At 45.8% G+C, this 24,293-nt stretch carries 22 protein-coding genes; 7 read left to right on the top strand and 15 right to left on the bottom strand.

Translation table 11 applies throughout. The features are described 5' to 3' along the window. Nucleotides 1-65 precede the first annotated feature (65 nt). The 7 genes from M3221_RS17170 to M3221_RS17140 all read left to right on the top strand — a co-directional run bounded on the left by M3221_RS17170 (nucleotide 66) and on the right by M3221_RS17140 (nucleotide 8,092). On the top strand, nucleotides 66-1,427 hold the full coding sequence (locus M3221_RS17170; protein WP_251272950.1) for an MFS transporter: 1,362 nt from the start codon (nucleotides 66-68) through the stop codon (nucleotides 1,425-1,427). A 34-nt stretch (nucleotides 1,428-1,461) separates the two neighbouring features. Continuing rightward, on the top strand, nucleotides 1,462-2,820 hold the full coding sequence (gudD, locus tag M3221_RS17165; RefSeq protein WP_251272949.1) for a glucarate dehydratase: 1,359 nt from the start codon (nucleotides 1,462-1,464) through the stop codon (nucleotides 2,818-2,820). Nucleotides 2,821-2,973: 153 nt separating this feature from the next. Further along, on the top strand, nucleotides 2,974-3,678 hold the full coding sequence (locus M3221_RS17160) for a FadR/GntR family transcriptional regulator (protein WP_251272948.1): 705 nt from the start codon (nucleotides 2,974-2,976) through the stop codon (nucleotides 3,676-3,678). Nucleotides 3,679-3,788: 110 nt separating this feature from the next. Continuing rightward, the gene (locus M3221_RS17155; RefSeq protein ID WP_251272947.1) at nucleotides 3,789-5,138 is read left to right on the top strand and encodes a hypothetical protein; all 1,350 of its coding nucleotides are present in this window, start codon (nucleotides 3,789-3,791) and stop codon (nucleotides 5,136-5,138) included. A gap of 100 nt (nucleotides 5,139-5,238) precedes the next feature. Then, nucleotides 5,239-6,774 (top strand): galactarate dehydratase, encoded by a 1,536-nt coding sequence (gene garD, locus M3221_RS17150; RefSeq protein ID WP_285881030.1) that lies wholly within the window; start codon nucleotides 5,239-5,241, stop codon nucleotides 6,772-6,774. 275 nt (nucleotides 6,775-7,049) lie between these two features. After that, a complete protein-coding gene (locus M3221_RS17145; RefSeq protein ID WP_251272946.1) occupies nucleotides 7,050-7,607 on the top strand; it encodes a PadR family transcriptional regulator in 558 nt (185 codons plus the stop codon). Continuing rightward, a complete protein-coding gene (locus M3221_RS17140) occupies nucleotides 7,607-8,092 on the top strand; it encodes a DUF4188 domain-containing protein (RefSeq protein WP_251272945.1) in 486 nt (161 codons plus the stop codon). Before M3221_RS17145 ends, M3221_RS17140 begins: the two co-directional genes overlap by 1 nt. Before the next feature lie 364 nt (nucleotides 8,093-8,456). Here the strand turns inward: M3221_RS17140 and M3221_RS17135 are convergent, their stop codons facing one another. The 15 genes from M3221_RS17135 to M3221_RS17065 are packed head-to-tail and all read right to left on the bottom strand — an operon-like array spanning nucleotide 8,457 to nucleotide 24,257. Beyond that, nucleotides 8,457-9,089 (bottom strand): bifunctional 4-hydroxy-2-oxoglutarate aldolase/2-dehydro-3-deoxy-phosphogluconate aldolase, encoded by a 633-nt coding sequence (locus M3221_RS17135; RefSeq protein WP_251272944.1) that lies wholly within the window; start codon nucleotides 9,087-9,089, stop codon nucleotides 8,457-8,459. 15 nt (nucleotides 9,090-9,104) lie between these two features. Further along, complete coding sequence (locus M3221_RS17130; RefSeq protein WP_251272943.1) at nucleotides 9,105-10,061, bottom strand: sugar kinase; 957 nt, start codon at nucleotides 10,059-10,061, stop codon at nucleotides 9,105-9,107. A gap of 21 nt (nucleotides 10,062-10,082) precedes the next feature. Continuing rightward, a complete protein-coding gene (locus M3221_RS17125; protein WP_251272942.1) occupies nucleotides 10,083-10,925 on the bottom strand; it encodes a fumarylacetoacetate hydrolase family protein in 843 nt (280 codons plus the stop codon). A gap of 18 nt (nucleotides 10,926-10,943) precedes the next feature. Then, on the bottom strand, nucleotides 10,944-11,903 hold the full coding sequence (locus M3221_RS17120; RefSeq protein WP_251272941.1) for a C-terminal binding protein: 960 nt from the start codon (nucleotides 11,901-11,903) through the stop codon (nucleotides 10,944-10,946). Between the two features lie 18 nt (nucleotides 11,904-11,921). Further along, complete coding sequence (locus M3221_RS17115; RefSeq protein WP_251272940.1) at nucleotides 11,922-12,872, bottom strand: U32 family peptidase; 951 nt, start codon at nucleotides 12,870-12,872, stop codon at nucleotides 11,922-11,924. Continuing rightward, on the bottom strand, nucleotides 12,869-13,780 hold the full coding sequence (locus M3221_RS17110) for a dihydrodipicolinate synthase family protein (protein ID WP_251272939.1): 912 nt from the start codon (nucleotides 13,778-13,780) through the stop codon (nucleotides 12,869-12,871). The genes M3221_RS17115 and M3221_RS17110 overlap by 4 nt, the downstream gene beginning before the upstream one ends. A gap of 12 nt (nucleotides 13,781-13,792) precedes the next feature. After that, nucleotides 13,793-14,941 (bottom strand): galactonate dehydratase, encoded by a 1,149-nt coding sequence (dgoD, locus tag M3221_RS17105; protein WP_251272938.1) that lies wholly within the window; start codon nucleotides 14,939-14,941, stop codon nucleotides 13,793-13,795. 39 nt (nucleotides 14,942-14,980) lie between these two features. Continuing rightward, nucleotides 14,981-16,450, bottom strand: coding sequence for an alpha-ketoglutaric semialdehyde dehydrogenase GucD (gene gucD, locus M3221_RS17100; protein ID WP_251272937.1), 1,470 nt, complete (start codon nucleotides 16,448-16,450; stop codon nucleotides 14,981-14,983). A 19-nt stretch (nucleotides 16,451-16,469) separates the two neighbouring features. Further along, on the bottom strand, nucleotides 16,470-17,627 hold the full coding sequence (locus M3221_RS17095; RefSeq protein ID WP_251272976.1) for a UxaA family hydrolase: 1,158 nt from the start codon (nucleotides 17,625-17,627) through the stop codon (nucleotides 16,470-16,472). 4 nt (nucleotides 17,628-17,631) lie between these two features. After that, nucleotides 17,632-17,931, bottom strand: a complete 300-nt coding sequence (locus M3221_RS17090; RefSeq protein ID WP_251272936.1) for a UxaA family hydrolase — start codon at nucleotides 17,929-17,931, stop codon at nucleotides 17,632-17,634. Between the two features lie 12 nt (nucleotides 17,932-17,943). After that, nucleotides 17,944-18,834, bottom strand: a complete 891-nt coding sequence (locus M3221_RS17085) for a fumarylacetoacetate hydrolase family protein (protein ID WP_251272935.1) — start codon at nucleotides 18,832-18,834, stop codon at nucleotides 17,944-17,946. Between the two features lie 34 nt (nucleotides 18,835-18,868). Next, nucleotides 18,869-19,636, bottom strand: coding sequence for an IclR family transcriptional regulator (locus M3221_RS17080; protein WP_251272934.1), 768 nt, complete (start codon nucleotides 19,634-19,636; stop codon nucleotides 18,869-18,871). A gap of 60 nt (nucleotides 19,637-19,696) precedes the next feature. Then, the gene (locus tag M3221_RS17075; protein ID WP_251272933.1) at nucleotides 19,697-21,901 is read right to left on the bottom strand and encodes a dihydroxy-acid dehydratase domain-containing protein; all 2,205 of its coding nucleotides are present in this window, start codon (nucleotides 21,899-21,901) and stop codon (nucleotides 19,697-19,699) included. Between the two features lie 18 nt (nucleotides 21,902-21,919). Then, the gene (locus tag M3221_RS17070) at nucleotides 21,920-23,167 is read right to left on the bottom strand and encodes a nickel pincer cofactor-dependent isomerase, group 22 (protein WP_251272932.1); all 1,248 of its coding nucleotides are present in this window, start codon (nucleotides 23,165-23,167) and stop codon (nucleotides 21,920-21,922) included. Between the two features lie 28 nt (nucleotides 23,168-23,195). Then, nucleotides 23,196-24,257: a TRAP transporter substrate-binding protein gene (locus M3221_RS17065; protein WP_251272931.1), complete on the bottom strand. Its 1,062-nt coding sequence runs from the start codon at nucleotides 24,255-24,257 to the stop codon at nucleotides 23,196-23,198. Between the last annotated feature and the right edge of the window lie 36 nt (nucleotides 24,258-24,293).

Below are 24,293 nucleotides of genomic sequence, written 5' to 3'. Positions count from 1 at the left end.
ACTATTAAATTTACTTATTTGAAAGCGTTATTAAAAGTTAAATATTTCAAAAAGGAAGTGTGTATATGGCTAATCCAGAAAAAATCCTTCAGCCCTCTCCAATAGCTCCTGGCGCTCAGAAAAAAACACGCGTACGCTGGTTTGTTGTTTTTATGCTGTTTGTTGTTACAGCGATTAACTACGCTGACCGCGCTACTCTCTCGATCGCAGGACCAGAAATGTCGAGTCAGCTTAGCCTTGATTCTGTCATGATGGGATACGTTTTCTCTGCTTTTGCCTGGTCCTATGTAGCCGGACAAATTCCTGGCGGCTGGCTGCTAGACCGGTTCGGTTCGAAGAAAGTATACTTTTGGAGCATCTTTATATGGTCAGTATTTACTCTTTTACAAGGATTTATTGGATTTTTAGGCTCTGCCGGAACAGCTATCGTGGCTTTATTTGCACTCCGGTTTCTCGTTGGATTGGCAGAAGCTCCTTCTTTTCCTGCCAACAGCCGAATCGTTGCTTCCTGGTTTCCAAGCCATGAACGCGGCACAGCGGCAGCTACCTTTAACTCAGCACAGTATTTTGCAACCGTTCTCTTCGCACCGATTATGGGTTATATTGCATATAAACTCGGCTGGGAATATGTTTTCTTCTTTATGGGAGCGGTCGGAATCATCGTAGCTTTTATCTGGATGAAAGTAATCCACAGTCCAAAGGAACATCCGCGGATTAACGAGGCCGAGCTTACTTATATTGAAGATGGCGGCGCCCTGATCAACATGGATCAAACGGAAACAAAGAAAGAAAAAAAGAAAGGCATTAATTGGAGCCAGGTTAAGCAGCTGCTGACAAACCGTATGCTTTTAGGCGTTTACCTTGGCCAATACTGTATTACAACGCTTACGTACTTTTTCCTTACCTGGTTTCCTGTCTATCTTGTACAGGAAAGAGGCATGACCATTCTTGAAGTTGGTTTTGTCGCTTCCCTGCCTGCGATTTGCGGATTTGTGGGTGGAATTTTAGGAGGAACGTTTTCAGATTTCCTGCTTCGCAAAGGCTTCTCTTTAACGGTTGCCCGTAAAACACCAATTGTGGTCGGCATGTTATTGTCTATGACGTTAGTTGCCGCAAATTATGTTGATACACAATGGGTAGTTATCTTTGTTATGGCTCTTGCCTTCTTTGGAAAAGGGTTTGGCGCACTTGGCTGGGCAGTGGTCGCAGATACATCGCCAAAAGAAATGTCCGGCGTCAGCGGCGGCCTTTTCAATACCTTCGGCAACATTGCCGGTATTACGACGCCAATCATTATCGGCTACATTATTGCCACAACCGGTTCATTTAACGGGGCGCTTGTTTTCGTCGGTGCCAATGCATTAGTCGCGATCTGCAGCTACCTGTTCCTTGTAGGTGAAATTAAGCGGGTTGAATTAAAATCGTAATCTATTATCTTAATTTGAAGAGGAGAGAAAAAATATGAACACTCAATTAATCCAGGAAAACGTCCAGACAGGTACGCCTATTATTACAGAAATGAACGTCGTTCCCGTTGCGGGCCATGACAGCATGCTCCTCAATTTAAGCGGAGCTCACGCCCCTTACTTTACGCGTAATATTGTGCTGCTGAAAGACAATGCAGGAAATGTCGGTGTGGGTGAAGTCCCGGGCGGCGAAAAAATCCGCCAGACGCTTGAAGATGCACGTGAACTCGTTGTGGGCCAGTCTATCGGCACCTACAACAATATTTTAAATAACGTACGCCGCCAGTTTGCGGACCGGGATGCAGCGGGACGCGGCCTGCAGACGTTTGACCTCCGCATTACGATCCATGCTGTAACCGCTTTAGAAGCCGCTCTTCTCGACTTAGTCGGCAAATACCTTGGCGTTCCAGTCGCCGCTCTTTTGGGTGAAGGACAGCAGCGGGACAAAGTGGAAATGCTGGGCTACCTCTTTTACGTAGGAGACCGGAACAAAACAGACCTGGATTACCGGAACGAAGCAGATGCAGAGGATGACTGGTTCCGCCTCCGTCATGAAGAAGCGTTAACCCCTGAAGCGGTTGTCCGCCTCGCAGAAGCGGCCCACGCCCGCTATGGCTTTAATGATTTTAAATTAAAAGGCGGGGTTTTACGGGGTGAAGAAGAAATCGAAGCCGTCACGGCACTGGCAGAACGGTTCCCAGAAGCACGCATTACCCTGGACCCGAACGGCGGCTGGCTGTTAAAAGACGCCATCCGCTTATGCCGGGATCAGCACCATGTTCTTGCTTATGCAGAAGATCCTTGCGGAGCAGAAGGCGGCTTCTCAGCTCGTGAGGTGATGGCCGAATTCAGACGTGCGACAGGGCTTCCTACTGCAACTAATATGATTGCCACAGACTGGCGTCAGATGGGGCACTCCATCCAGCTTCAATCGGTTGATATTCCGCTGGCAGATCCCCATTTCTGGACGATGCAGGGTTCTGTCCGGGTCGCGCAGATGTGCCATGACTGGGGATTAACATGGGGATCTCATTCGAACAACCATTTTGATATTTCACTGGCTATGTTTACGCATGTGGCAGCCGCTGCCCCTGGGAAAATCACCGCTATTGATACACACTGGATCTGGCAGGATGGCCAGCGCCTCACAAAAGAACCGTTTAAGATCGCAGGTGGAATGGTCGATGTTCCAACAAAACCAGGACTAGGCGTAGAAATTGATATGGAGCAGCTGGAAAAAGCCCACCAGCTGTATAAAGAAAAAGGACTCGGTGCACGCGATGACGCACTCGCTATGCAGTATTTGGTTCCAGGATGGACGTTTGATCCGAAGCGCCCTTGCTTTGTTAGGTAAGTTCTTTTTAGTGAACGCGCCCTCTTCATGAGCGGCGCATTCACCGTTTTCCCGGATTGCTTTGTCGTCTCCTGAGCCAAAGCAATCAGTCTACCATATGATTAGTCCTACAATATGATTATATGCGGAATGATACAGAAAAGAGGTGAAACAATGAATGCTTCAGCAAGAAAGCTTGGGGTTCAATCAGTGAACCGCAATACTCTTTCAAAACAGGTAGTAGAACGGATTGTACAGCTGCTCGTCAGCGGACAATTGAAAGCCGGTGACAAGCTTCCTCCTGAAATGGAACTCATGGAAGAACTGGAAGTGAGCAGGTCGGTATTGCGGGAAGCCCTTAGTGCCCTTGAAACGCTCGGTGTTATTACACGGAAAACACGCGAAGGAACTTTTTTTAATAATAAAATCGGTACCCACCCCTTCTCTGTTATGCTGGCCCTGGCAACCGATAACTTACCCGCTATCATTGAAGCGCGTATGGCACTGGAGTTAGGGCTTGTGACTATAGCAGCTGAGAAGATAACAGACGAACAGCTTGCAAGATTAAAAGCAACAATCGATGCGATTGCCAACAGTAATGATGATGACTATGGCAATGCGGACAAAGAATTTCATTTGATTATTGCCCTAAGCGCTAACAATCCAGTTCTTGAAGGAATGATTGACTCTCTTTTAATCACCCATAATAGAATTAATAGTTTAATTCAAATTAGAGAGCGTGAACGGACTTTAGAGTACCATAAAGCGATTTATGCGGCCCTTGAGGCGCGGAACCCTCAAGAAGCCTTTATCCATATGTATCAGCATCTTGATTTTGTCCGTAATAAAGTACTTCAGTACTCTCTTACACAAGAATAAAGCTTTTCATGATATCGACAGGCAAAAGGATGATTGAGGAAATGATATACCATTACTTTTTCTAATATGCAATCCAATATATAAGACTGTTAGAAAATGAGTTGATGCAAATGAAGCAAGGGATGTCTATCTTTTTAGCTCTTAGCTATATAATCATGACCTTTTCCCAACCCGTTTGGTTTCAATGGCTGGTCTCTTTCACGGTATTTACCTTTATTCTTATTTCGATCCCTTCATTAAAAGGAATGACAGCTAAATTAATGGGGGGACTCGCTGCATTGACCATTTTACTGCTCATTGGCCAGGAAAAATGGATAAATATAATCATAAGCGGCGCTCTTGTCAATTTAACTATTGTTGCAATCTTTGTTCTTACCCCTATCCTTGGGATTCCGTTCCGTACAGGGGGTTACATTGAGTCCTTACGATCCATCTTATATAAGAAAAGAAACAGTGCCTCGTTTTTCTATATAAGTATCGCTCTTTTAACCCACCTTCTTGGTGCCGTTATTAATGTAGGTGCAATTTCAATCAACTATTATTTATCAAGCGCCTCTAATGTAAAATCAAATCGACTGATTGCGAATGCGCTGAACAGGGGCTTTGCCGGAGCGGTTGCCTGGTCACCATATTTTGCGGCTATGGCACTTGTCATTAGCCAGCTGCATATAAAGTGGACTTCAATTGCTTTATATGCAATTGGGTTTTCTCTTCTTTCCTTTCTTGTCGGCTTTTTGCTGGAAGGAAAAGTGATAAAACGTGAAGAAGAGCGCTTAAGCGAGATAGAGACGGGAGAAGAAGCTGTTCCCATTCTTCCTGGAACGCGGCGTATATTGTTTGAACTTATCTCACTGCTGTTTGTGACAACCGGCACCGTTTTACTTATTGAACATTTTACGTTTGTTAACATGATTGTTTCGATCGGCTTTACCGCGTTGTTTTTCCCTGCGATTTGGTGTTGTTTCAAAGGAACCATCCCTCTTTACAAAGAGGAAGTAAAAAAACATATTATGATCACTTTGCCGAACTTAAATCAGGAAATTTCCTTATTTTTGCTGGCTGGCCTATTCAGTTCCGCTTTTGTTGCCTCAGAGTGGAGCGGAATGCTGGTTGGAGCGTTCAGCAGTATGTTCGGTCATTCTCCTGTCATGATGACAATCATACTGTCTATTATTATTGTTGGAACAGCGATGGGCGGCCTTCATCCAATTGTTGTCGTTACCATATTAATTACAAGTATTAAACCAAGTGATTTGAATTTTTCTATCCATTATTTTGCGATTGCCCTTCTCGGCAGCTGGAGCATTTCAAATGTTTTATCACCAGCGACCGCTGTTAATAATTTAATTGCTTACTCTTTAAGGGAAAAACTGATAAACATTGCAATCAGGTGGAATTGGATATACGGATTCATTATGGTGATTTTACTTCCGTTCTACTTATATCTCGCCGGGTTATGAAAATAAAGTGGAATACTTTTTTCTAGGAATATGCGTATTACCTTATGAACAGAGTGATAGATTAGCTAATTATAAAAGTGCTTACACGGAGGCGATTCTGATGAACACAAAAAGCATGCAAGCTGTTGAACCACTTTATATCAAAGTTAATGAAATAGACAATGTGGCCATTATTGTGAATACAGGAGGACTGGACAAAGGAACCCATTTTCCAAACGGCCTTGAATTGAAAGACAGAGTTCCTCAGGGGCACAAAGTAGCTTTAGCAGATATAAGTGAGAATGAACCTATTATTCGCTATGGTGAAGTGATCGGGCATGCGCTAAAACCAATCGAAAAAGGCAGCTGGGTTGAGGAATCATTAGTCAAAATGCCTCAATCTCCAAATCTCAGTGAATTACCGTTAGCAACGAACATACCGGAAACCCTGCCCCCTCTTGAAGGGTATACGTTTCAAGGATTTCGCAATGAAGATGGCAGTGTAGGAACGAAGAATATCTTAGGCATTACAACAAGTGTTCAATGTGTAGTAGGTGTGCTGGATTTTGTGGTAAATCGCATTAAAAAAGAGCTTCTCCCGAAGTATCCTAATGTTGATGATGTTGTTGCCCTAAACCACAATTATGGCTGCGGAGTGGCGATCAATGCCCCTGAAGCAGTTATTCCTATTCGCACGATTCAAAACCTGGCGAAACACCCGAATTTCGGGGGCGAAGCCTTGGTCGTGGGCCTGGGCTGCGAGAAACTTTCGCCAATGAGAATCAACCCAAACGGGAAAGAATCTGATATTATTTCCCTTCAGGATCAGCCAGGATTTGCGGGCATGGTTCAGTCCATTATGGAAATGGCTGAGGAACGATTGATAAAATTAAACCAAAGGCAGCGTGAAACATGTTCGGTTTCTGAACTGGTTATCGGCACGCAATGCGGGGGAAGTGATGCCTTCTCGGGTGTAACGGCTAATCCGGCAGTCGGCTATGCTGCGGATTTATTAGTTAGAGCAGGAGCAACGGTGTTATTTTCAGAAGTTACAGAAGTGCGCGATGCTATTCATCTGTTAACGCCGCGTGCTATCAATGAAGAAGTCGGGCAGGCTTTAATAAAAGAAATGGACTGGTATGATCAATATCTTGCTTTGGGTGATGCTGACCGAAGCGCCAATCCCTCTCCCGGAAACAAAAAAGGCGGACTCGCCAATGTTGTAGAAAAATCCCTAGGTTCTATTGCTAAATCAGGAAGAAGCTCTATATCAGGCGTACTGGCTCCTGGTGAAAAAGCGACAGAAAAAGGACTGATTTTTGCAGCTACACCCGCTAGTGACTTTGTTTGTGGAACGTTACAGCTGGCTTCGGGCATGCATCTTCAAGTGTTTACCACAGGAAGAGGAACACCTTATAGTCTGGCTATGGCCCCCGTCATCAAAGTATCTACACGAAATTCTTTAACTGAACAATGGAAAGATCTTATTGATATCAATGCTGGAACGATCGCTACCGGAGAAGCGACCATTGAAGAAGTTGGGTGGGAAATTTTCCGATTCATTTTAGATGTTGCAAGTGGACACAAGAAAACCTGGGCAGAGCATTGGGGTTTGCATAATGATTTAGCCCTATTCAACCCAGCTCCTATTACGTAATGATGCTAACTTTTAAAAAAACAAAACCCGCTGATATTTCAAGCATCAGTGGGTTTTGTTGTAAAAAAATAAAACACGGTTAAATATAATAAATATTTCGTTATAATTTTTTGTTCGGCGGTCTGCAGTATTGGCAGCCCGCTTTTTTCTAAAAAGAAGCAGCACTATGGCTCTTTGCTAAATTAGTTATTTTTCCCAATAAGCACTTGTATTTTTTTGATTTGTTCTATATTATATATCTAAATGATATATATCTTTTAGATAGGGTGAGTAATTTGAAAAGTTACAGTGATACTACTTACGCCATTTTAGGAATATTAACGACAGACTGTAAATCTGGTTATGCCATTAAGCAGTTTATTGATCAAAGCTTGAATCATTTCTGGAAAATTAGTTATGGCCAGATATATCCAACATTAAAATCCATTGTCGAAGAGGGATTTGCAGAAGTTCGGATTTCATCCACCCCGGGAAAGCCAGATAAAAATGAGTACTACCTCACTTCAAAAGGAAAAGAAACTTTAAAGAGCTGGTTAGAGAAGCCCATCCAACAATTGCCTGTTGAACGAAATGAACTATTACTTAAATTATTTTTTAGCCGCCATCAGCCTAAAGAAAGAACTCTATTGCTGCTGGAGAGTTATAAACGGGATTTAGAAACTCGTTATCAAACGTATGCAGCGATTGAACAGGCCATTGCCAATCATAAAGAGAAATCCGAGGATGCAATGTATTGGCTGTTTACATTAGACTATGGAAAAAGGATAGCGGAAGCTGCTGTTGCCTGGTGTGAAGATACTCTTAACAAGCTGTTAAATGAGGGGGGTTCCTGATGGGCAAGCATATTTATCCTGGTCGTTATACAACGGAGAATACAGAAGATATTGTCGTTTTTATCATTGGCATGCGAATTAACAAGCCCATCGCATTAAATAAGTGGCTGCCGGTATTTAACGCGATGCCTGGAATGATTCGGGAGCTTTATACAAACAAGGATGAATTGGGCTTCCTATCAATGGAAAGCTATTTTGGGCTTAGAACCACTTGTATGATTCAATATTGGCGTTCAATGGATGACTTACTCGCTTATGCTAAAAATGAAAAGCATTTAACAGCATGGGCCAACTTTAATAAAAAGGTCGGTAACAACCCCGCTGTGGGAATTTATCATGAAACCTATCAAGTAAAAAATGGAGATTATGAATCGATCTATGGAAATATGCCTCACTATGGTTTAGGAAAAGCATTAAATCATATGCCGATTACGACAAAACAAAACTCTGCCAGAAAACGGCTGAATTCCTACAAAATGCAGTAGTTCCTATAATGAATAGTAAAGAGCACCAACAGTAGTGTTAAGGTGCTCTTATGTTTCCTAAAATATAAAAATGAATCCTAGTATCCTGGAACTTTGCTTTTACACTTAGTACCTGATGCTGCATACTAACCGTTTTTTAAATATCGCTATTGCACTTTACTAAAGCTTTCCGTATATTCTTCATTCTCTAGGATCATATGTGCTGTTTCGTTTGGATGACTCAGTGGAAAATGATATGTATGGAACAAAATTGTTCCTTCGAAACTAGATAATCTCTGTAAAGTAACGGCATACCGATAAAAAAGCTTTTGCTCTTAAGAGCAAAAGCGACGTCTGCTGTTGTGCCTTATTCAAAAGAAACGCCTTACCAGCCAGCAGCTAGCTCTGAAAAAGCCTGCGCCATTTTGGTCAGCTCCTTATAGGATTCCTCGGTTTGAAGCTTCGCAGGATTCACAAGGGCGCTGCCCAGCCCGGCTGCTGCTGCGCCGGCTTTAAAGTAGTCCGCTATATTATCGAGAGTGATGCCGCCTGTTGGCATAAGCGGGATATGCGGCAGCGGCCCTTTTAAATCTTTAAAGTATCCGGCTCCCATTGCACCGGCTGGAAAAACTTTGATCAAATCAGCCCCATGTTCATACGCTGTTAAAATTTCAGTTGGCGTCAGTGCGCCTGGAATGCTGATTACACCGTAGCGCTTCGCCATTTTAATCGTTTCCACATTAACGGTCGGAGAGAAAATAAATTCCGCTCCCGCCATAATGACGGCACGGGCGGTTTCCGGGTCCAGCACCGTGCCGGCTCCAACAATGATATTGTCCCCAAATGTTTCTTTTACTCCTTCGATCACAGAACACACTTTAGGCGTATCGGCTGTGATTTCAAGCGAGACAATCCCGCCTTCTTGCAGCGCCTGTGCAATTGGTATCACTTGTTCCGGCTGGGCGCCACGAATCACTGCGACCAGCTTACCTTCTTTTAATCGTTCAAGCTGATTCATGTATGTTTCTCCTTTCTATCTCGTTACATCATCCGATCCGCCATTCATAAAAGAAAACAGGTCCGCTCGGTTAGGCAGCCCTTCGACATCTCCATTTACCATGGTCACCATCGCACCCATTGCATTGCCTCGCCTGGCCGCTTCCTCAACGGACAGTCCATCCAATAAAGCCGATAAAACGCCAGCGGCGAACGCGTCACCTGCACCGATCGGATCGATCACTCTCTCCACATAAAAGCCGGAAACATGCTCCACTGCTTTTCCTCTTTGTGATACAAGACATCCTTCTTTTCCGACTTTCATCAGGACAATGTCTGCACCGAGATCATGAAATGCTTCTACATAAGCGAATCTATCTTTTTTGCCAAATAAAAATTCGGCCTCCGCTTCACCTGGCAATACAATGTCGCTTTCTGCTATATACCGTTTGATCAGCCGGCGTGCTTCTTCTTCACTTTTCCAGATTTTCAGACGCACATTTGGATCAAACACAATCTTTACCCCGTTCGCTTTCGCCAGCCGAATCGCTTTGTCCATGACAGACTGGCACGATTCACCGAGAGCCGGTGTAATACCGGTTATATGCAGATAAGCGGCTCCTTTAATGGCTTCTGCCTTAATATGATCCGCCGTCAGCTGGCTGGCAGCGGAATCTTTCCGATAGTAATAAACGCGCGTATCATTCGGACGGCGGAATTCTTTAAAAAATACACCGGTTGGCGCCCGCTCATCGCGTGTAACATACGATACGTCCACACCTTCTCCACGAATAAAAATCTCCATTGCATCACCAAATTCGTCCTCACCTAATCGGCTGATCCAGCGCGCTTTATGGCCAAGACGGCTTAATCCGATGGCAACATTGGATTCCGCACCAGCAAACTTCATAGAAAAAGAATGAGCATGGCGCAGCTGGCCGTGCTCATTTGGTGAAAATAAGGTCATCGTTTCGCCCACGGTTACAACATCCATGTTCATCCTCTTCTTTCTCGTTTATGATCTTCCACGTACATGATTGGACAGCGTACCAATTTTTTCGATTGTTACGTCCATTTGGTCCCCGTCCTTCAGCCACACTTTCGGGCTGCGGCCCATTCCGACGCCCGGCGGTGTTCCAGTCGCGATTAAGTCTCCCGGCTTCAACGTCATAGATTGCGATAAAAAGGAAACGATTTGTGGAACCGTAAAAATCAAATTGCTCGTATTGGAATCCTGCATCGTTTCGCCATTCAATGTCAGTGAAATAGCTAGATCGTGTGGATTGCCGATTTCGTCACGCGTCACGACATACGGGCCCGTTGGCGCAAAGGTGTCCGCTGTTTTGCCGCGTGACCACTGTCCATCCGCAAACTGCAGGTCCCTGGCACTTATATCATTCATGATCGTATAGCCAAAAACGAATTCTTCTGCTTCTTCCTCTGAGACATGTTTTGCTTCTTTGCCGATTACGATAGCCAGCTCCGCTTCGAAATCTACTTCATTTGAATTAACGGGTATTTCTACAGCGGTATGATGGCCGGTTAACGCGTTTGCGTATTTCGAAAAAATAACCGGTGATTTCGGCGGTTCCATGCCTGTTTCATGGCAATGATCAATATAGTTCAAGCCGACACAAATGATTTTTTCCGGTGAGGCGATGGGGACGTCAATGTTAATATCCTCTAAAGAAAACGACGGCTGTCCTTCAAGGGAAGGAACTGTGCTCCCCCGCTGGATAAATGTTTTAATGCAGGGTGGATACGTTTCAGGATCGATCGCCGTTAAGCTGACGATGTGATCACCCCGGACAACGCCGAGGTGATGCTTTTCTTCTGCTGAAAACAGGGCTAATTTCATTTTTCCATTCCGCCTTTCTTACGTAAGCGCATAAGGCGTTTGTTCGCCTTTTAAAACTTGCACAATATTTTTCGCTGCTTTTTGGCGCAGTTCAATCATGGCTTCTTCTGAATACCAGGCACTGTGCGGTGTAATGATAACGTTATTCATTTGAAGGAGCGGACTTGTTTTACTGACCGGCTCTTCTTCTGTAACATCCAGCGCAGCGCCGGCGATGATGCCCTGCTCTAGCGCGTCAGCCAGGGCTTTTTCATCAATAATCGGGCCCCGGGCTGTATTGATAACCACAGCATTTTTCTTCATCTGGCTGAATCGTTCAGCGTTTAATAGATGATGTGTTTCTTTAATAAGCGGAACGTGAACAGACAAGTAATCTGACTCTTTGATGATTTCATCCAGTTCCATTTTTTGAACGCCCGCCGCTGCCATCTCTTCGGCTGACACAAACGGATCATAGGCAGCTGTTTGGAACCCGAGCGGCTTTACCTTTTCAATAAAGCGGCGCGGAATTCGGCCGAAACCGAGTACGCCAACGGTCTGTTTATCAAAACGGTGGATTGGCACACACGCTTTAAAATCCCAGTTTCCCTGCTTGACCTCATTGTTTAATAGGGTCACTTTTCGAGCCCATGACAGCAGCAAGGCGAGCGCATGATTCGATACCTCTTCCATTCCGTAATCCGGCACATTGGCTACGGTAATGTTTTTTGCCTGAGCAGCGTCGATATCGATTGTGTTGACGCCGACACCATACCGGGAAATGACTTTTGTTCGTTCAAGAGAATCGATCACACGTTTTGAAATAGGCGCGTATTGATTTAAAAGAGCATCTGCTTCTTTCGCGTGCTCAATCACGTCTTCTTCTGTTTTGCATTGTTTTTTGATAAATTCAATGTCGAGACCGCTTTCATTGAAAACCTGCTCTTCGTACTCAAGATGGGCAAATTCATAATCTGTCAACAATACTTTAAAAGTCATGTTATTCCGCTCCTTTTCTTAATTCATGGGTGCTTCTTTTACGATTTTGGCGATGCCAAGCCCCTCGGCTCCGAGCTTTGACGTTTTGGCATCTGGGCAGTACCGTTCAATCATTTGGATGCCGATTGATGCGCGGCGTACACGCTCCTGGGTAAGAGAAATATTCGTGCTTTCCCACTGCTTTCCTGACGGATACACGTCGGGATGGTTGCGCAAGCCGAATTTAATGTAAACCGGCGCGAGCACTCGGATGATTTCCGGAATTTCATAGTAGCGGAGGAATCCGCCGAAATTGTCCGGCACTTCCACATATAAATCAATAGGAATGTCAATAGCCTGGCGGATCGCTGCGAGCTTTGACAGCGTTAACCCGGTCGGCACGTTGTATGTATCTGCTCCGATGTCCTGCATTAGCCGCACTGACACAGGGTTAGCCGATCCCATTTGAACCGACACTTTCACCACAAAATCCTCCGGCAGCTGCCCTTGCTTTTTCATTTCTTTCGTCAGGAGCAAAAGCCCTTCATCGGCAACAAGCGCTCCACGAAGGCCGAGTGCCGCACCGCGCTTTAAGTCTTCCATCGCGTATACAAGCTGGTTTGCTCCTTCATGACGAAGTGCCTGCGCTTTTCCGGCGGCAGTAAGCGGCCCTGCACTAATATCCCATGTTCCGCGCGGACCGACAAACAGGCTTAATTCAATGCCGCGTTCCGCTGTCAGCTCGCACATTTCCTTGATTTCTTCATCGGTCTGCAGCATAATGCCGCTTCCCTGTGAAATGCGGTGAATGGTCAGGCCAAGACGGTCAATTTCCGCCAGCGTCGCTTTTAATGCTTCAGGCCCTTCCACACTTGGAAGCTCAATTCGATATTGTGCACCGTCCGGAAAAGTTTTGGTCGATGTCGGCAGCTCACCTGGATCAGACGAAGGATAACCTAAGCTCTCTAAAAATTCACGCGTTTCTTTCATAATTGAACCCCTTCTTTCTCATTTATTGTATTTAAAATAGCGGCTGTTTTTTCTGTTAAATCTGCTGGATACACATCAAACGGAGCGCGGTGTCCGGCCGGCTGATCAAACCAGCGCTGATGAACGGCTTCTTTCATGGCCGTAAAAAACGTCGGACAGACGGCATAGATGTCCATTAATTGAGACAGATGCTGATGCTGGCGCTCTGCTTCATGCAGCTCCCCCTGCTGATAAGCATTATATAAATCAACAGAGATCTCCGGCATAAAAACAGCGCTTCCATTAATGCTTCCATCTGCGCCGATCATTTGGCCTGGAAGCAGGTGATCATCAAAAGCGGTAAAAACGAGAAAATCAGGCCTAATTTTTTTCACAGAAGCAATGACCTGCCGGATATGACCAAAATCGCTGATCGTTTCTTTGATGCCGGCAATGTTTGGGTACGCTGCCGCAAGCTTTTGAATAAGCTCGATGGATAACGTTTGGCCGGTCAGCATCGGAATATTGTAAAGGAACACCGGCAGGCTCGTTTCAGATGCTAAAGCAGAGAAAAAGCGATACAGCTGCTCTTCCGACAGCTTCCAATAATACGGGCTGACCGCAAGCACACCGTCTGCTCCCTGCTCTTCGGCATAATGGGTCAGCTCAATCACTTCTTTTAATGCTGAGTGGCCGACACCGACCATGACCGGCACGCGTCCGTTAATGTGCTTGATCATTTCGCGCACATACAGCTTTCTCTCTTCAATCGTCAGAGAAGAAAACTCTCCAGAGCTTCCCATCAAAAGAAGTCCATCTACATTCCGTGACAAAAGCTCGTCCAAATAACGCTTATTCAAAGAAATATCTAAATTTCCCGCTTCATCAAACAGCGTGACAACCGGCGGTATAATGCCATGAAAAGTCATTTTGCTCCTCCTTTACCATTCCGCTATGCTGCCATCTTCATGGCGCCAGATCGGATTTTTCCAGTCGTGGCCGATTTTTGCCGCTTCTTTTACTTTTTCTTCATTAATATGAATGCCAAGACCCGGTTCATCTGAGATGCTCACATATCCGTCTTCATAATGAAAAACGTCCGGATTGGTTATATAGTCTAAGATGTCCATGCCCTCGTTGTAATGAATACCGAGGCTTTGCTCTTGAATAATAAAATTCGGCGTCGATGCGTCCAAATGAATAGAAGAGGCCAGTGTCATTGGACCAAGCGGACAATGCGGCGCAACCGCCACATCGTATGCTTCTGCCATCGCCGCAATTTTTTTACCTTCTAAAATACCGCCTGTATGGGATAAATCGGGCTGAATAATATCGACATACCCGTCCTGGAGCAGCTGCTTAAAGCCCCATCTCGTGTACATGCGCTCACCTGTCGCAATTGGGCATGTGGTATGAAGCGCAATGTCGCGAAGCGCTTCATTGTTTTCCGGCAGCACCGGCTCCTCAATAAACATAGGACGGTACGGCTCCAGCTCTTTCACAAGGGTTTTCGCCATTGTTTTATGAATACGGCCGTGAAAATCAACACCGATGCCAAAGTCTTTGCCAAGCGCTTCGCGAATTGACGCGACCCGCTCGATCACTTTTTCCACCTTAGAAAAACTGTCGATGTAATTCATTTCTTCGGAAGCATTCATTTTCACAGCCTGGAACCCTTGCTTTTGCTTTTCGATCGCCGCTGCCGCAACGTCTGCCGGCCGGTCGCCGCCAATCCATGAATAAACTTTAATTTTCTGACGGGCTTTTCCGCCCAGCATTTCATACACAGGGATGTTGTAATACTTCCCTTTAATATCCCAAAGCGCCTGCTCAATACCTGAGATCGCGCTCATTAAGATGGGGCCGCCCCGGTAAAAACCGCCCCGGTACATCGTCTGCCACAAATCTTCAATGTCATTCGGATTGCGGCCGACGAGCAGGCTGGAGAGTTCCTCCACCGCTGCTCTGACTGTTTCCGCACGTCCTTCTACGACAGGCTCACCCCAGCCTGAGATGCCTTCATCGGTTTCGATTTTTAAAAACAGCCATCTCGGCGGGACTTTGTATAATGAAAGCTTAGTAATTTTCATTGTGCACCTCATCCAACAGTAAATTGAAATGCTGTTTTCTTAAGAGCCTTTAATAAATACGGTTTTAATCGCGGTAAAGAATTCTTTGGCCGCTTCACCCTGCTCGCGTGACCCTGAGCTTGAAGCTTTCATGCCGCCGAACGGCGCCTGCAGCTCCACACCAGCGCTTTCTGCATTGATACGCACGAGGCCTGCCTCAATTTCATCAATAAATTCAAGGAGAGAGCTGATATTTGATGTGAAAATAGAAGCGCTCAATCCGTATTTCGTATCGTTCGCCATTTCAATGGCTTCTTCAAGATCAGCTGCTTTAATAAGGGCAATGACTGGTCCGAAGATCTCTTCCTGCGCAATCGTCATGTCTGATGTAACATTTTCAAAAATCGCCGGTGTTACGAAAAATCCATTATCATACTCACTACCGGTCAGCACTTCACCGCCGTGAATCAATGTAGCTCCTTCCTGCCGGCCTTTTTCAATGCTTTCTGTTACTGTATTAAACTGGCTTTCACTTGCGCACGGTCCCATCCAGATTCCTTCTTGCAGGCCGTTTCCAACGGTAATTTTTTCAGTGGCTGCCACAAGCTTTTCTTTGAACTCCTCATAGACCGCTTCTTCTACAATCACCCGGCTTGACGCTGTGCATTTCTGGCCGGAAGAACGGAACCCGCCGCTGATCACAGCTTCTACTGCCTGATCGATGTTCGCATCCTTCGTAATGATAACTGGGTTTTTTCCGCCCATTTCAAGCTGGAATTTAATACCGCGGGCAGCAGCTGATTTTGCCACGTTCTGGCCAACGTTTTCTGAACCTGTAAACGTGATGGCATTTAAAAGAGGATGGTCAATCAGCCCCTGCCCAATTACTGAACCCGAACCGGTAATAAAATTAAAAACACCTTCCGGCAATCCTGCCTCCATAAAGCACTCGGCAACTTTCGCTGCTGTTACGGCGCCTTCTGTCGCCGGCTTCCAGACAATTGTGTTTCCATAAACAAGAGCCGGGGCAAATTTCCAAATCGGAATGGCGACTGGGAAGTTCCAAGGTGTAATTACTCCAACCACACCGAGCGGCATACGCTTTGTAAACATAAGCGCATCTTTATCTGATGATGGAATAACATCTCCTTCTTTTCTCATTCCTTCGCCCGCATAATAACGCAAAATAGCTATACCGCGCGCTGTTTCTCCTTTTGCTTCTGGAAGGGTTTTGCCCATTTCACGTGTCATTGTTTCCGCAATATGATCCAGGTTTTCTTCTAAAATATTGGCAGCTTTAAATAAAAACTGTCCGCGTGCTGCCTGGCCGATCCGCCGCCATGCTTTTTTCGCCTGGTGTGCTGCTTCAACCGCTTTATTCAAATCCTCTTCTGTTGACTTTTGCACGAGTCCTACAACTTCTTTTGTTGCCGGATTTATGCTTTCAATCGTTTCATCAGAAGAACTGGCTGTCCATTCATTATTAATAAAGTTTTGATAGGTTTTCGTTTCAAATGTAGTGAGTGTCATCGTTTCGCTCTCCTTTAAGTTAAAATGTTGGTCCAATGCGCCAAATACCGAAATCATGCTGCTTCAGGATTTCTGACTTTGTCAGCTTTCCATTTGATACAGCTTGAATTTCATCCATAATCCGTGTCCCCACCTGGGCGACAGTTTCTTGTCCATCTACAATCGTGCCGGCATTTAAATCCATATTTTCATTCATTCGCTCAAACATAGGAGTATTGGTTGAAATTTTAATAACCGGAGCAATGGGCGAGCCGGTTGGGGTTCCGCGCCCGCTCGTAAACAAAACAATTTGGGCGCCGCCTGCTACCATCCCGGTCAGCTGCTCGATATCATGGCCCGGTGTATCCATCCAGACAAGCCCTTTTTTCGTTGGCTGCTCCGCATAGTCAATGACTTCCTCCAGCCTGGTGGTGCCTGACTTTGTTGAGGCACCCAGTGACTTTTCTTCTAAAGAGCTCAGGCCCCCTTCAATGTTGCCGGGACTTGGATTTCCTGTTCGAATGTCTACGCCCATCTCAATGGAGCGGTTTTCCATCATTTTAATGACGGCATACGCTTTTTTCGCTACCTGATCATTCGCTGCCCGTTTTGCAAGCAAGTGCTCCGCACCGATTAATTCTGTTGTCTCCGCGAGGATGGCCGTGCCGCCCTGCTCTACAATCATATCGCTCGTGCGCCCGACAGCCGGGTTCGCTGAAAGACCCGAGCATGCATCTGAGCCTCCGCATTCCGTTCCGATTATCAGCTCACTAAAATCGCACAGTTCACGCTGGACCATAGAGGCATCCTGTACCATCTTTACCGCAATTTTGGCGACTTCCGCAATCGTTTGAAGTGTGCCGCCATGCTCCTGGATCGAAACCGTTTGGACCGGCTTACCGCATTTTGCAATTTCATCGCCGATCCGGTGAGCCTGATGGGTTTCGCAGCCAAGTCCAAGCACAATGACACCGTATACATTTGGGTTCATGCCCATGCCCGCATACGTTCTAGCTGTTTGATCGTAGTCGGTTCCCACCTGTGCGCAGCCGTGCTGATGGATAAAAGTGACGGTTCCGCTGACGAGTTCCGTTACACGCTGAGCGGTCTGTGTTGCGCATGTAATCGTCGGTAAAATGAGTACATGATTGCGGACACCGATGCGTCCATCTGGACGCCGGTAACCCCAAAACTGCATTTTTTCAGTTGGCAATTTTGTCACCTCTTCCCCGTTTTCCTTCCAAGTTGTGTACGTGAACATGGGCGCCTGCCGGAATATCGGTCACGGCTGCTCCGATGACTTCCCCGTATTTGATAATGTCCTCCCCCTGCCGGATTGGTTTGACCGCAAATTTATGGCCAAACCGGATCGGCTCTGTAAGAGTCAGGGAGCGTTCTTCGCCATCCACCTTCACGGTTACCGCTGTATGGGCAGGGATCTCATCGAGCGCAACTGCCACACTGTCTTTGCTGCTCAAATATAACGTTTTGTATCCGCTCATGCCGACACCTCTTTAGTTTACTTGGACCGCTGTTTCACTTTGCTTCACCGGGTTGATCAAAACGCCGATACCTGGAATTTCAATTTCGATTTGATCCTGGTCCTGCAGCGTAAATTCATTTGGCGGCACCACACATGTGCCTGTCAAAAGAACCGTTCCATCGAATACCTCGTTATCACGCACTAAATATTGAACGAGTTCATCCAAGGTTCTCTTCAGCTGGTTTACGTGAGCAGAGCCTTCAAATACTTTCTCTTCGTTTCTGAAAATTCTGCAAATGATTTGCAGTTCATATGGATCTTTCACGGCTTCTTTTAATAAAATTGCCGGTCCGATCGAGCAGGAATTTTTCCACATTTTTGCTTGCGGCAAATAAAGCGGATTTTCTCCTTCTATGTCACGGCAGCTCATATCATTGCCGACCGTGTAGCCGAGCACATTTCCTTCTTTATCGAGTACCAGGCCCAGCTCCGGCTCTGGGATCTGCCAATTAGAATCTGAACGAAGGTACACTGGATCGTTCGGTCCGACTGTACGGGCAGCCGTTGATTTGAAAAAAATCTCCGGCCGCTCTGCATCATACACTTTGTCGTAAAACGTTTCGCGGTCAAGCTTTCCTTGTGTCGCTTCGTAATTGCGTGCTTCTTTGCTTTTTTTGTATGTGACACCCGATGCCCATACTTCCGGCGCATCGATTGGTGTGGTCAGAACGAGCGAATCGATTGCTTTTCCTTCTCCTGTTAGGCTCAACTGTTTTACAATATCAAATACGGTTTTATCATTTGAACGTGCAGTAGCCACAAGAGACATAAAGTCCGCGTATGGTAAATCTACTGCTTGATTTTCTTCCGTTACAACAGCCAGCTTCTTTTCGTTTCCATTCATATAGCGAATAATTCTCATTGTTATATCCTCCTATGTGATGAACCATCATCGTTTATATTTTTTGATACTCATAGCCAAGCGCTTGAGAAATTTTTGTGGTGCATTCTTTTAACATTGCCACATATTCCTCCTGCACATCCTCGTTCATTTTTGAAGAAGGCATCGACATTGAAATGGCGGCGATGACTTTTCCTGAGTAGTCTTTAATCGGAACTGCCATGCAAAATATTCCTGGCTCGTTTTCTTCATTGTCTACCGAATAACCAGCAATCCGGGCCTGCTCAATAACAGATAAAAATTCTTCTTTGGACCGGATCGATTTTTCCGTCGGCGTTGTGTACAGGTAGCCTTCAAGCAACTGGTTCAGCTCTTCGTCTGATTTTGTTGCAACCAGTGATTTACCGACCGCACTCGTATGAAGCGGAACCCTGCGCCCGACTCTTGAATACACGACGGTCACACCGCTGCCTTCTACTTTGTCAATATAAACACCTTCTTGCCCATCCAGTACCACAAGGTGAACGGTCAAGTTGGTTGTAGCTGACAGATCTTCTAAATGCTTTCTGGCAACGTTTCTTACATCCAGGTGTCCAACGACTAAGCTGCCTCGCTCAAAAAGCTTTAAACCCAGCGAGTACTTTCCTGTTTCTTCATCCTGCTTAATATAGCGCTGCACTTGAAGTGTTTTCAGCAGAGAATGAACCGTGCTTTTATGCAAATTCATTCTTTTGCTTATTTCTGTAATCGTTAATTCGCGATCGCGCTCGTCAAATAAATCCAATATTTTCAATGCTCTTTCCACTGACTGGATAATAGGCATGTTGCTCACTCCCGTTGTCGTTTGTTTTAGTTTAACGGATTTTTGACGAGCCCGCACATATTACTTCGCCGTAATGTTCTGTTCGAACAGCACAATATCTTTCTCGTAATCGTGAACTGCATCTTCCACTACTGCAAGAGGTACAACGCCGTTGGCGGCATCGGTATGGCCATACATTCGATTGCTGGCTGCGACCATTTTCTGTCTTACTTTCATGCGCTGTTTCCGCTCTGCCGCTAAGCTGGCCCGCTGCTGTTTTAGTTCTTCTTCAAATGAGTGGACAATTTCTCCTTGTAACAGCTTGTCCACCTGCACAAAGTCAATGCGTCTTCCACGAAGCTGCAGATGAACGATGTCACCTGTCTGCAAAAGGCCAATCCCGCCGCCTTCATATGCTTCAGGTGTCATATGCCCAATTGCCGCCCCATAAGTAACACCTGAGTAACGGCCGTCACTTATAATAGTAGCCAGTTTTTTCATGACGCGGCTTGCATTGATGTGCTGCATTGGCGTAAACATTTCCGGCATCCCGAATGCGACTGGTCCCTGCCCGGCAATGATAACGCTGATTTTTAAGATTCCTTCCTCTGCCATATAATCAAACAGCTCGTCATATGGCTTGTTTTGATGATCCTGCCAATTTTCTTTGCTGTTGTACTTTAAAGAAGCAATCAGCAGCTCATGGGCAAACAATCTCTGGTCACGAATGCTGGCCAGCAGAGCTGTATCCAATAGACTTTTATTTGCATCATCTTCATTTTCGTAATACAGCACAAATGCGAGCTTATCATCAAACAAATCAAGCTGCGGTGTGGACATCCCGCTGATTTTAACTACAGCACTTTCAAAGAAGTTGCCTTGCAGTACATCCACTCCACTGAAGCTGCGGCGCGGCGTGGACAAAATCACTGGATTTTCTTTTACATTGGCCGCCTGCAGGCTGCGGGTAATGACCAGCCGCTCCCGCCATGTTTTAGCGGCGACAGTCGGCACATCCTGATCCATCGGTACGCCATGCTCAAGCAATTCGTAAAACAGGGTTTCCATTCCTCTGCTTGTTCCGCTGCAGCACTGCGTGGCAAGTGAATAAATGTCGCGCCCTTCTGTCAGACTATAATCAAATAAGTCTGGAATCGGATGCTCGTGATGGATACGATCTACATCCCAAAGGCTGAATTTGTATCCTGCATACAGCATGCCTGCGACCATATGCATCATTAAGTTTGTCGAGCCGCCGGACGCGCTGTGAATCCGAATCGCATTTTTAATGTTGGCACCGACAATGTTGGCCACACCGTATTCTTCTTTATTAATCATGTGAGAAAAGCTGTCGAGCACGGAATTGATCTGGCGCTGGGTTGGCGGATCGGTTAGCAATTCTACCGCCGGATGAATGAGACCCAATCCTGCCACTAAGTGCCGCGAGCTGTTGCCTGTTCCGTTAAAAGCACAAACACCGCCCTGCCCATCACATGTTGCGACCGCGAGCCGCATTTCAAAATATTTATGCTGCTCTTTCGTTAAAATGCCCCGTTCGTACGCCCGCTCGAACACACCTTGAAATGCTGTGTTAGATGAGCATTGCAGAATATAAGCCATTGTATCGCGCAAATCGAGCGCTACGTCTGCTGCTCCTTCTTCTTCTGCTTTCCGGGCCAGCGCCTCCAATTCTTCAATTACATCATCCGGTATGGACCCGCCTTCCAATACATGAGCCGGTGCAAACGTTGCAAAAAACGGAGCCTCCCCGCGTTCACGGCGGACGCGGTCAACATGAGCCAGCGCACTGACGACGCCCAAGGGCTGCTTATCACATCCTTGAATGACGAATGCACCGTGATAGCTGTGGGCTTCAAGCTGATTGACAACCATCTGGGCAACCGCGTTGCGGCTTTGCAGTGAATAGCTCATCCCTTGATTGTTCTGTGCTGTTCCGTCACACATCACCGGAGTTGAAAAGTAAAATGGGACCCCGCCGTTTTGCCAGATACGGATTGCTGCCCTGGCGGACGTTTGATAATCCATAATATGGGCTGGATGATCGGAAGACCCGCCGATAATCGCGATGCGCGGGGCATTTTTTTCTAAACGCATATAAATTTCTTCCAGCGTCCAGTCCGGTTTTCCTCCTTCGTATGTAGAACCAAGCACCTGCTTTGACCGATCAAGCAGCCCGGCGACCGTAATTGGTTCGTTTGCTTTTCCCTGCACATTGTCCCGATACGGGTTAATGTCATTTTCAATCAATGGATATAAGTGGGTCATACGCGTGCTCCTCCTTTTTTAAAGTGAAAGCGGCTCTAACGATGAAATGATTTCTAGATTTGGGTTTTGTTCCGCTTCCTCAATCATGCTTTCTGAAATCCATATTTCACCGATTTCTAACGTATTTTGAATCCGGACAAGCCGCACTTTCGATAAATCAAAGGCATTGCAGGTTTTGATCGCTGCTTTCACCGCCAGCTCTTTCGTTGCTAACACCATCGGCAGCTTAATTACTTCAATAACAGTGCTGGTAAGAGCATTGGCATACCCTTTTTCCCAAGCAATTTGGTCAACGACTTCTTTCGTTGTCATATGGGCCATCCCGATGCCATTGGCATTGCCATGCGTTTTCTCCGTCAATCCGAGAACGACAGTCCGCGCTATATCGGGTCCGCCTGATGCATACGGCGTGGCAAAATTGCCCGTAATATTCGGATCCATTCCGTCACCTGAAATGTCTTTGCCAAGCTCATTTACTATGAGCACATCAAACTTATCGAAGTGAATTTTTGGCATAAGGGATTTGGCTTCCAGCAGCAAATCCGGCTCTGCTTTTTCCAAATCTTCTGCTGGTACTGCGACCATTTTGGCCGGCCTGTCGTAAGCATTTTCCAGTGTGGCTAAACCGAAAATGATCGGTGCTTTCGCCAAAGAGATTTTCGCCATTTCCGGAACATGTTCAGCCATGTATTTAAAGCTGTATGCATGTGCAGCTTCGGCTCCTTTTTGTTTGCCGAGACCGATGGTGATCATTTTCATTAAGCCGCTTTCCACAGGCCCGCGAAAAGCCGTATGTGGCTTGATCCTGTTGATCACGATAATCTTGTCTGCTTCAAAAGCAAGCTTGTCCATATAAACAGGAAGCCCGTTCGGCAATTCGCCGAGTTTTTCTACTTCCATTGAAGAATGTATCGGTGCCCCAACCGCTTCTTCCGTAACCCCCAGCTGAAGCAGCACATCAATTTGTCCTTCCGCTGTGGCTCCCCCATGGCTTCCCATTGCCGGTACGATAAATGGCTCCCCGCCTGCTTTTTTTACAGCCGCTGCCGTTTCTCTGACGAGTATAGGAAGATCCGCGACCCCTCTGCTGCCTACAGCAATGGCTACACGATCTCCTTTTGAAATCCTTGATAAAACATCCGCTTTCTTTATGGCTTCATGCACCTCACCCGCTGTATCAGCGAGTTCAGGTGCATGAAATTTCTGTTTTACTTTCACCATTTTTGGTAATTGGATGTCTCGTAAAAGCTCTGCAATAATATCCATTATTTGATCTCCTTACTGAAGCGCTGGATTAATTGCCGCGCACTTTTTCAACTTCGGCCATCATTTCTTCTACAAGATCAGCACCAAACTTTTGGGCATATTCGTCTGTTACCGGCTGAATGATTTCTTTCATTTTTTCCATTTCCTCTGGTGTTACCTCGTTGATTTTCATTCCTTCTTCTTTTAAAGTTTTTAGTGCTTTTTCATTTTCTTTTTGATTCAATTCACGCTGATACTTGCCCGCTTCTTGTGCTGCTTCGCTCATAATCTTTTGTTCTTCTTCCGACAAGCCATCCCAGAACTTTTTACTGACAAGGAAAACAAACGGTGTGTAAACGTGTTTTGTAATGCTCAAATAGTCTTGTACTTCATAATATTTTTGTGTTTGGATGGTTGCGAGCGGATTTTCCTGGCCGTCTACAGTGCCTGTTTCCAGCGCGGTAAACACTTCAGAGAAAGCCATCGGCGATGGATTCGCTCCTAATTTTGAAAAAGCATCTAAATGCACTTCATTTTGCATGGTGCGAATTTTGAGGCCTTTAAAATCAGCAGCTGTTTCCACTGGGTGTTTACTGTTTGTTAAATTCCGGAAGCCGTTTTCCCAGTAACCAAGACCAACCAGATCATGCTCCGGCAATTTATCTAAAAGCTTTTGGCCGACTGCACCGTCAAGAACTGCATACGCTTCTTCTTCACTGTTAAAAACAAATGGGAAGTCATAAATCCCAAATTCCTTGATCGTTCCGACAAGCGGTGAAGTGGATGGCACCGTTACCTCCTGCATGCCGGCCTGAAGTGCTTCCGTCATTTTTTGGTCATCACCGAGCGTAGCATCAAAAAAGTTTTGAACCTTCATTTTTCCGCCGCTGTTTTCTTCAACCAGTTCTTTGAACTTGACCATTCCCTGTCCCTGGGGGTGTTTTTCACTGTTTCCAATTCCTGCTTTAATCGTTCTTTCCTGAATGCCTTCCGTTGAAGCGCTTCCAGTTTTGGTGGCATTCCCTCCACCATCGCTACAGGCTCCGAGTAGTAAAACTCCCGGCAGTACAACGCCAGCAGCCAAACGTTTCAGCCAAGTATTCATCCTCATTCCTCCTAAACTATTGTTAATAAGTGTATTTAAGCC

It is taken from the genome of Domibacillus indicus (genome assembly GCF_023715895.1).
Taxonomy (GTDB): domain Bacteria; phylum Bacillota; class Bacilli; order Bacillales; family Domibacillaceae; genus Domibacillus; species Domibacillus indicus_A.
The sequence above is the reverse complement of the archived record's forward strand: the minus strand, read 5'-3'. Positions and strand labels throughout refer to the sequence as shown.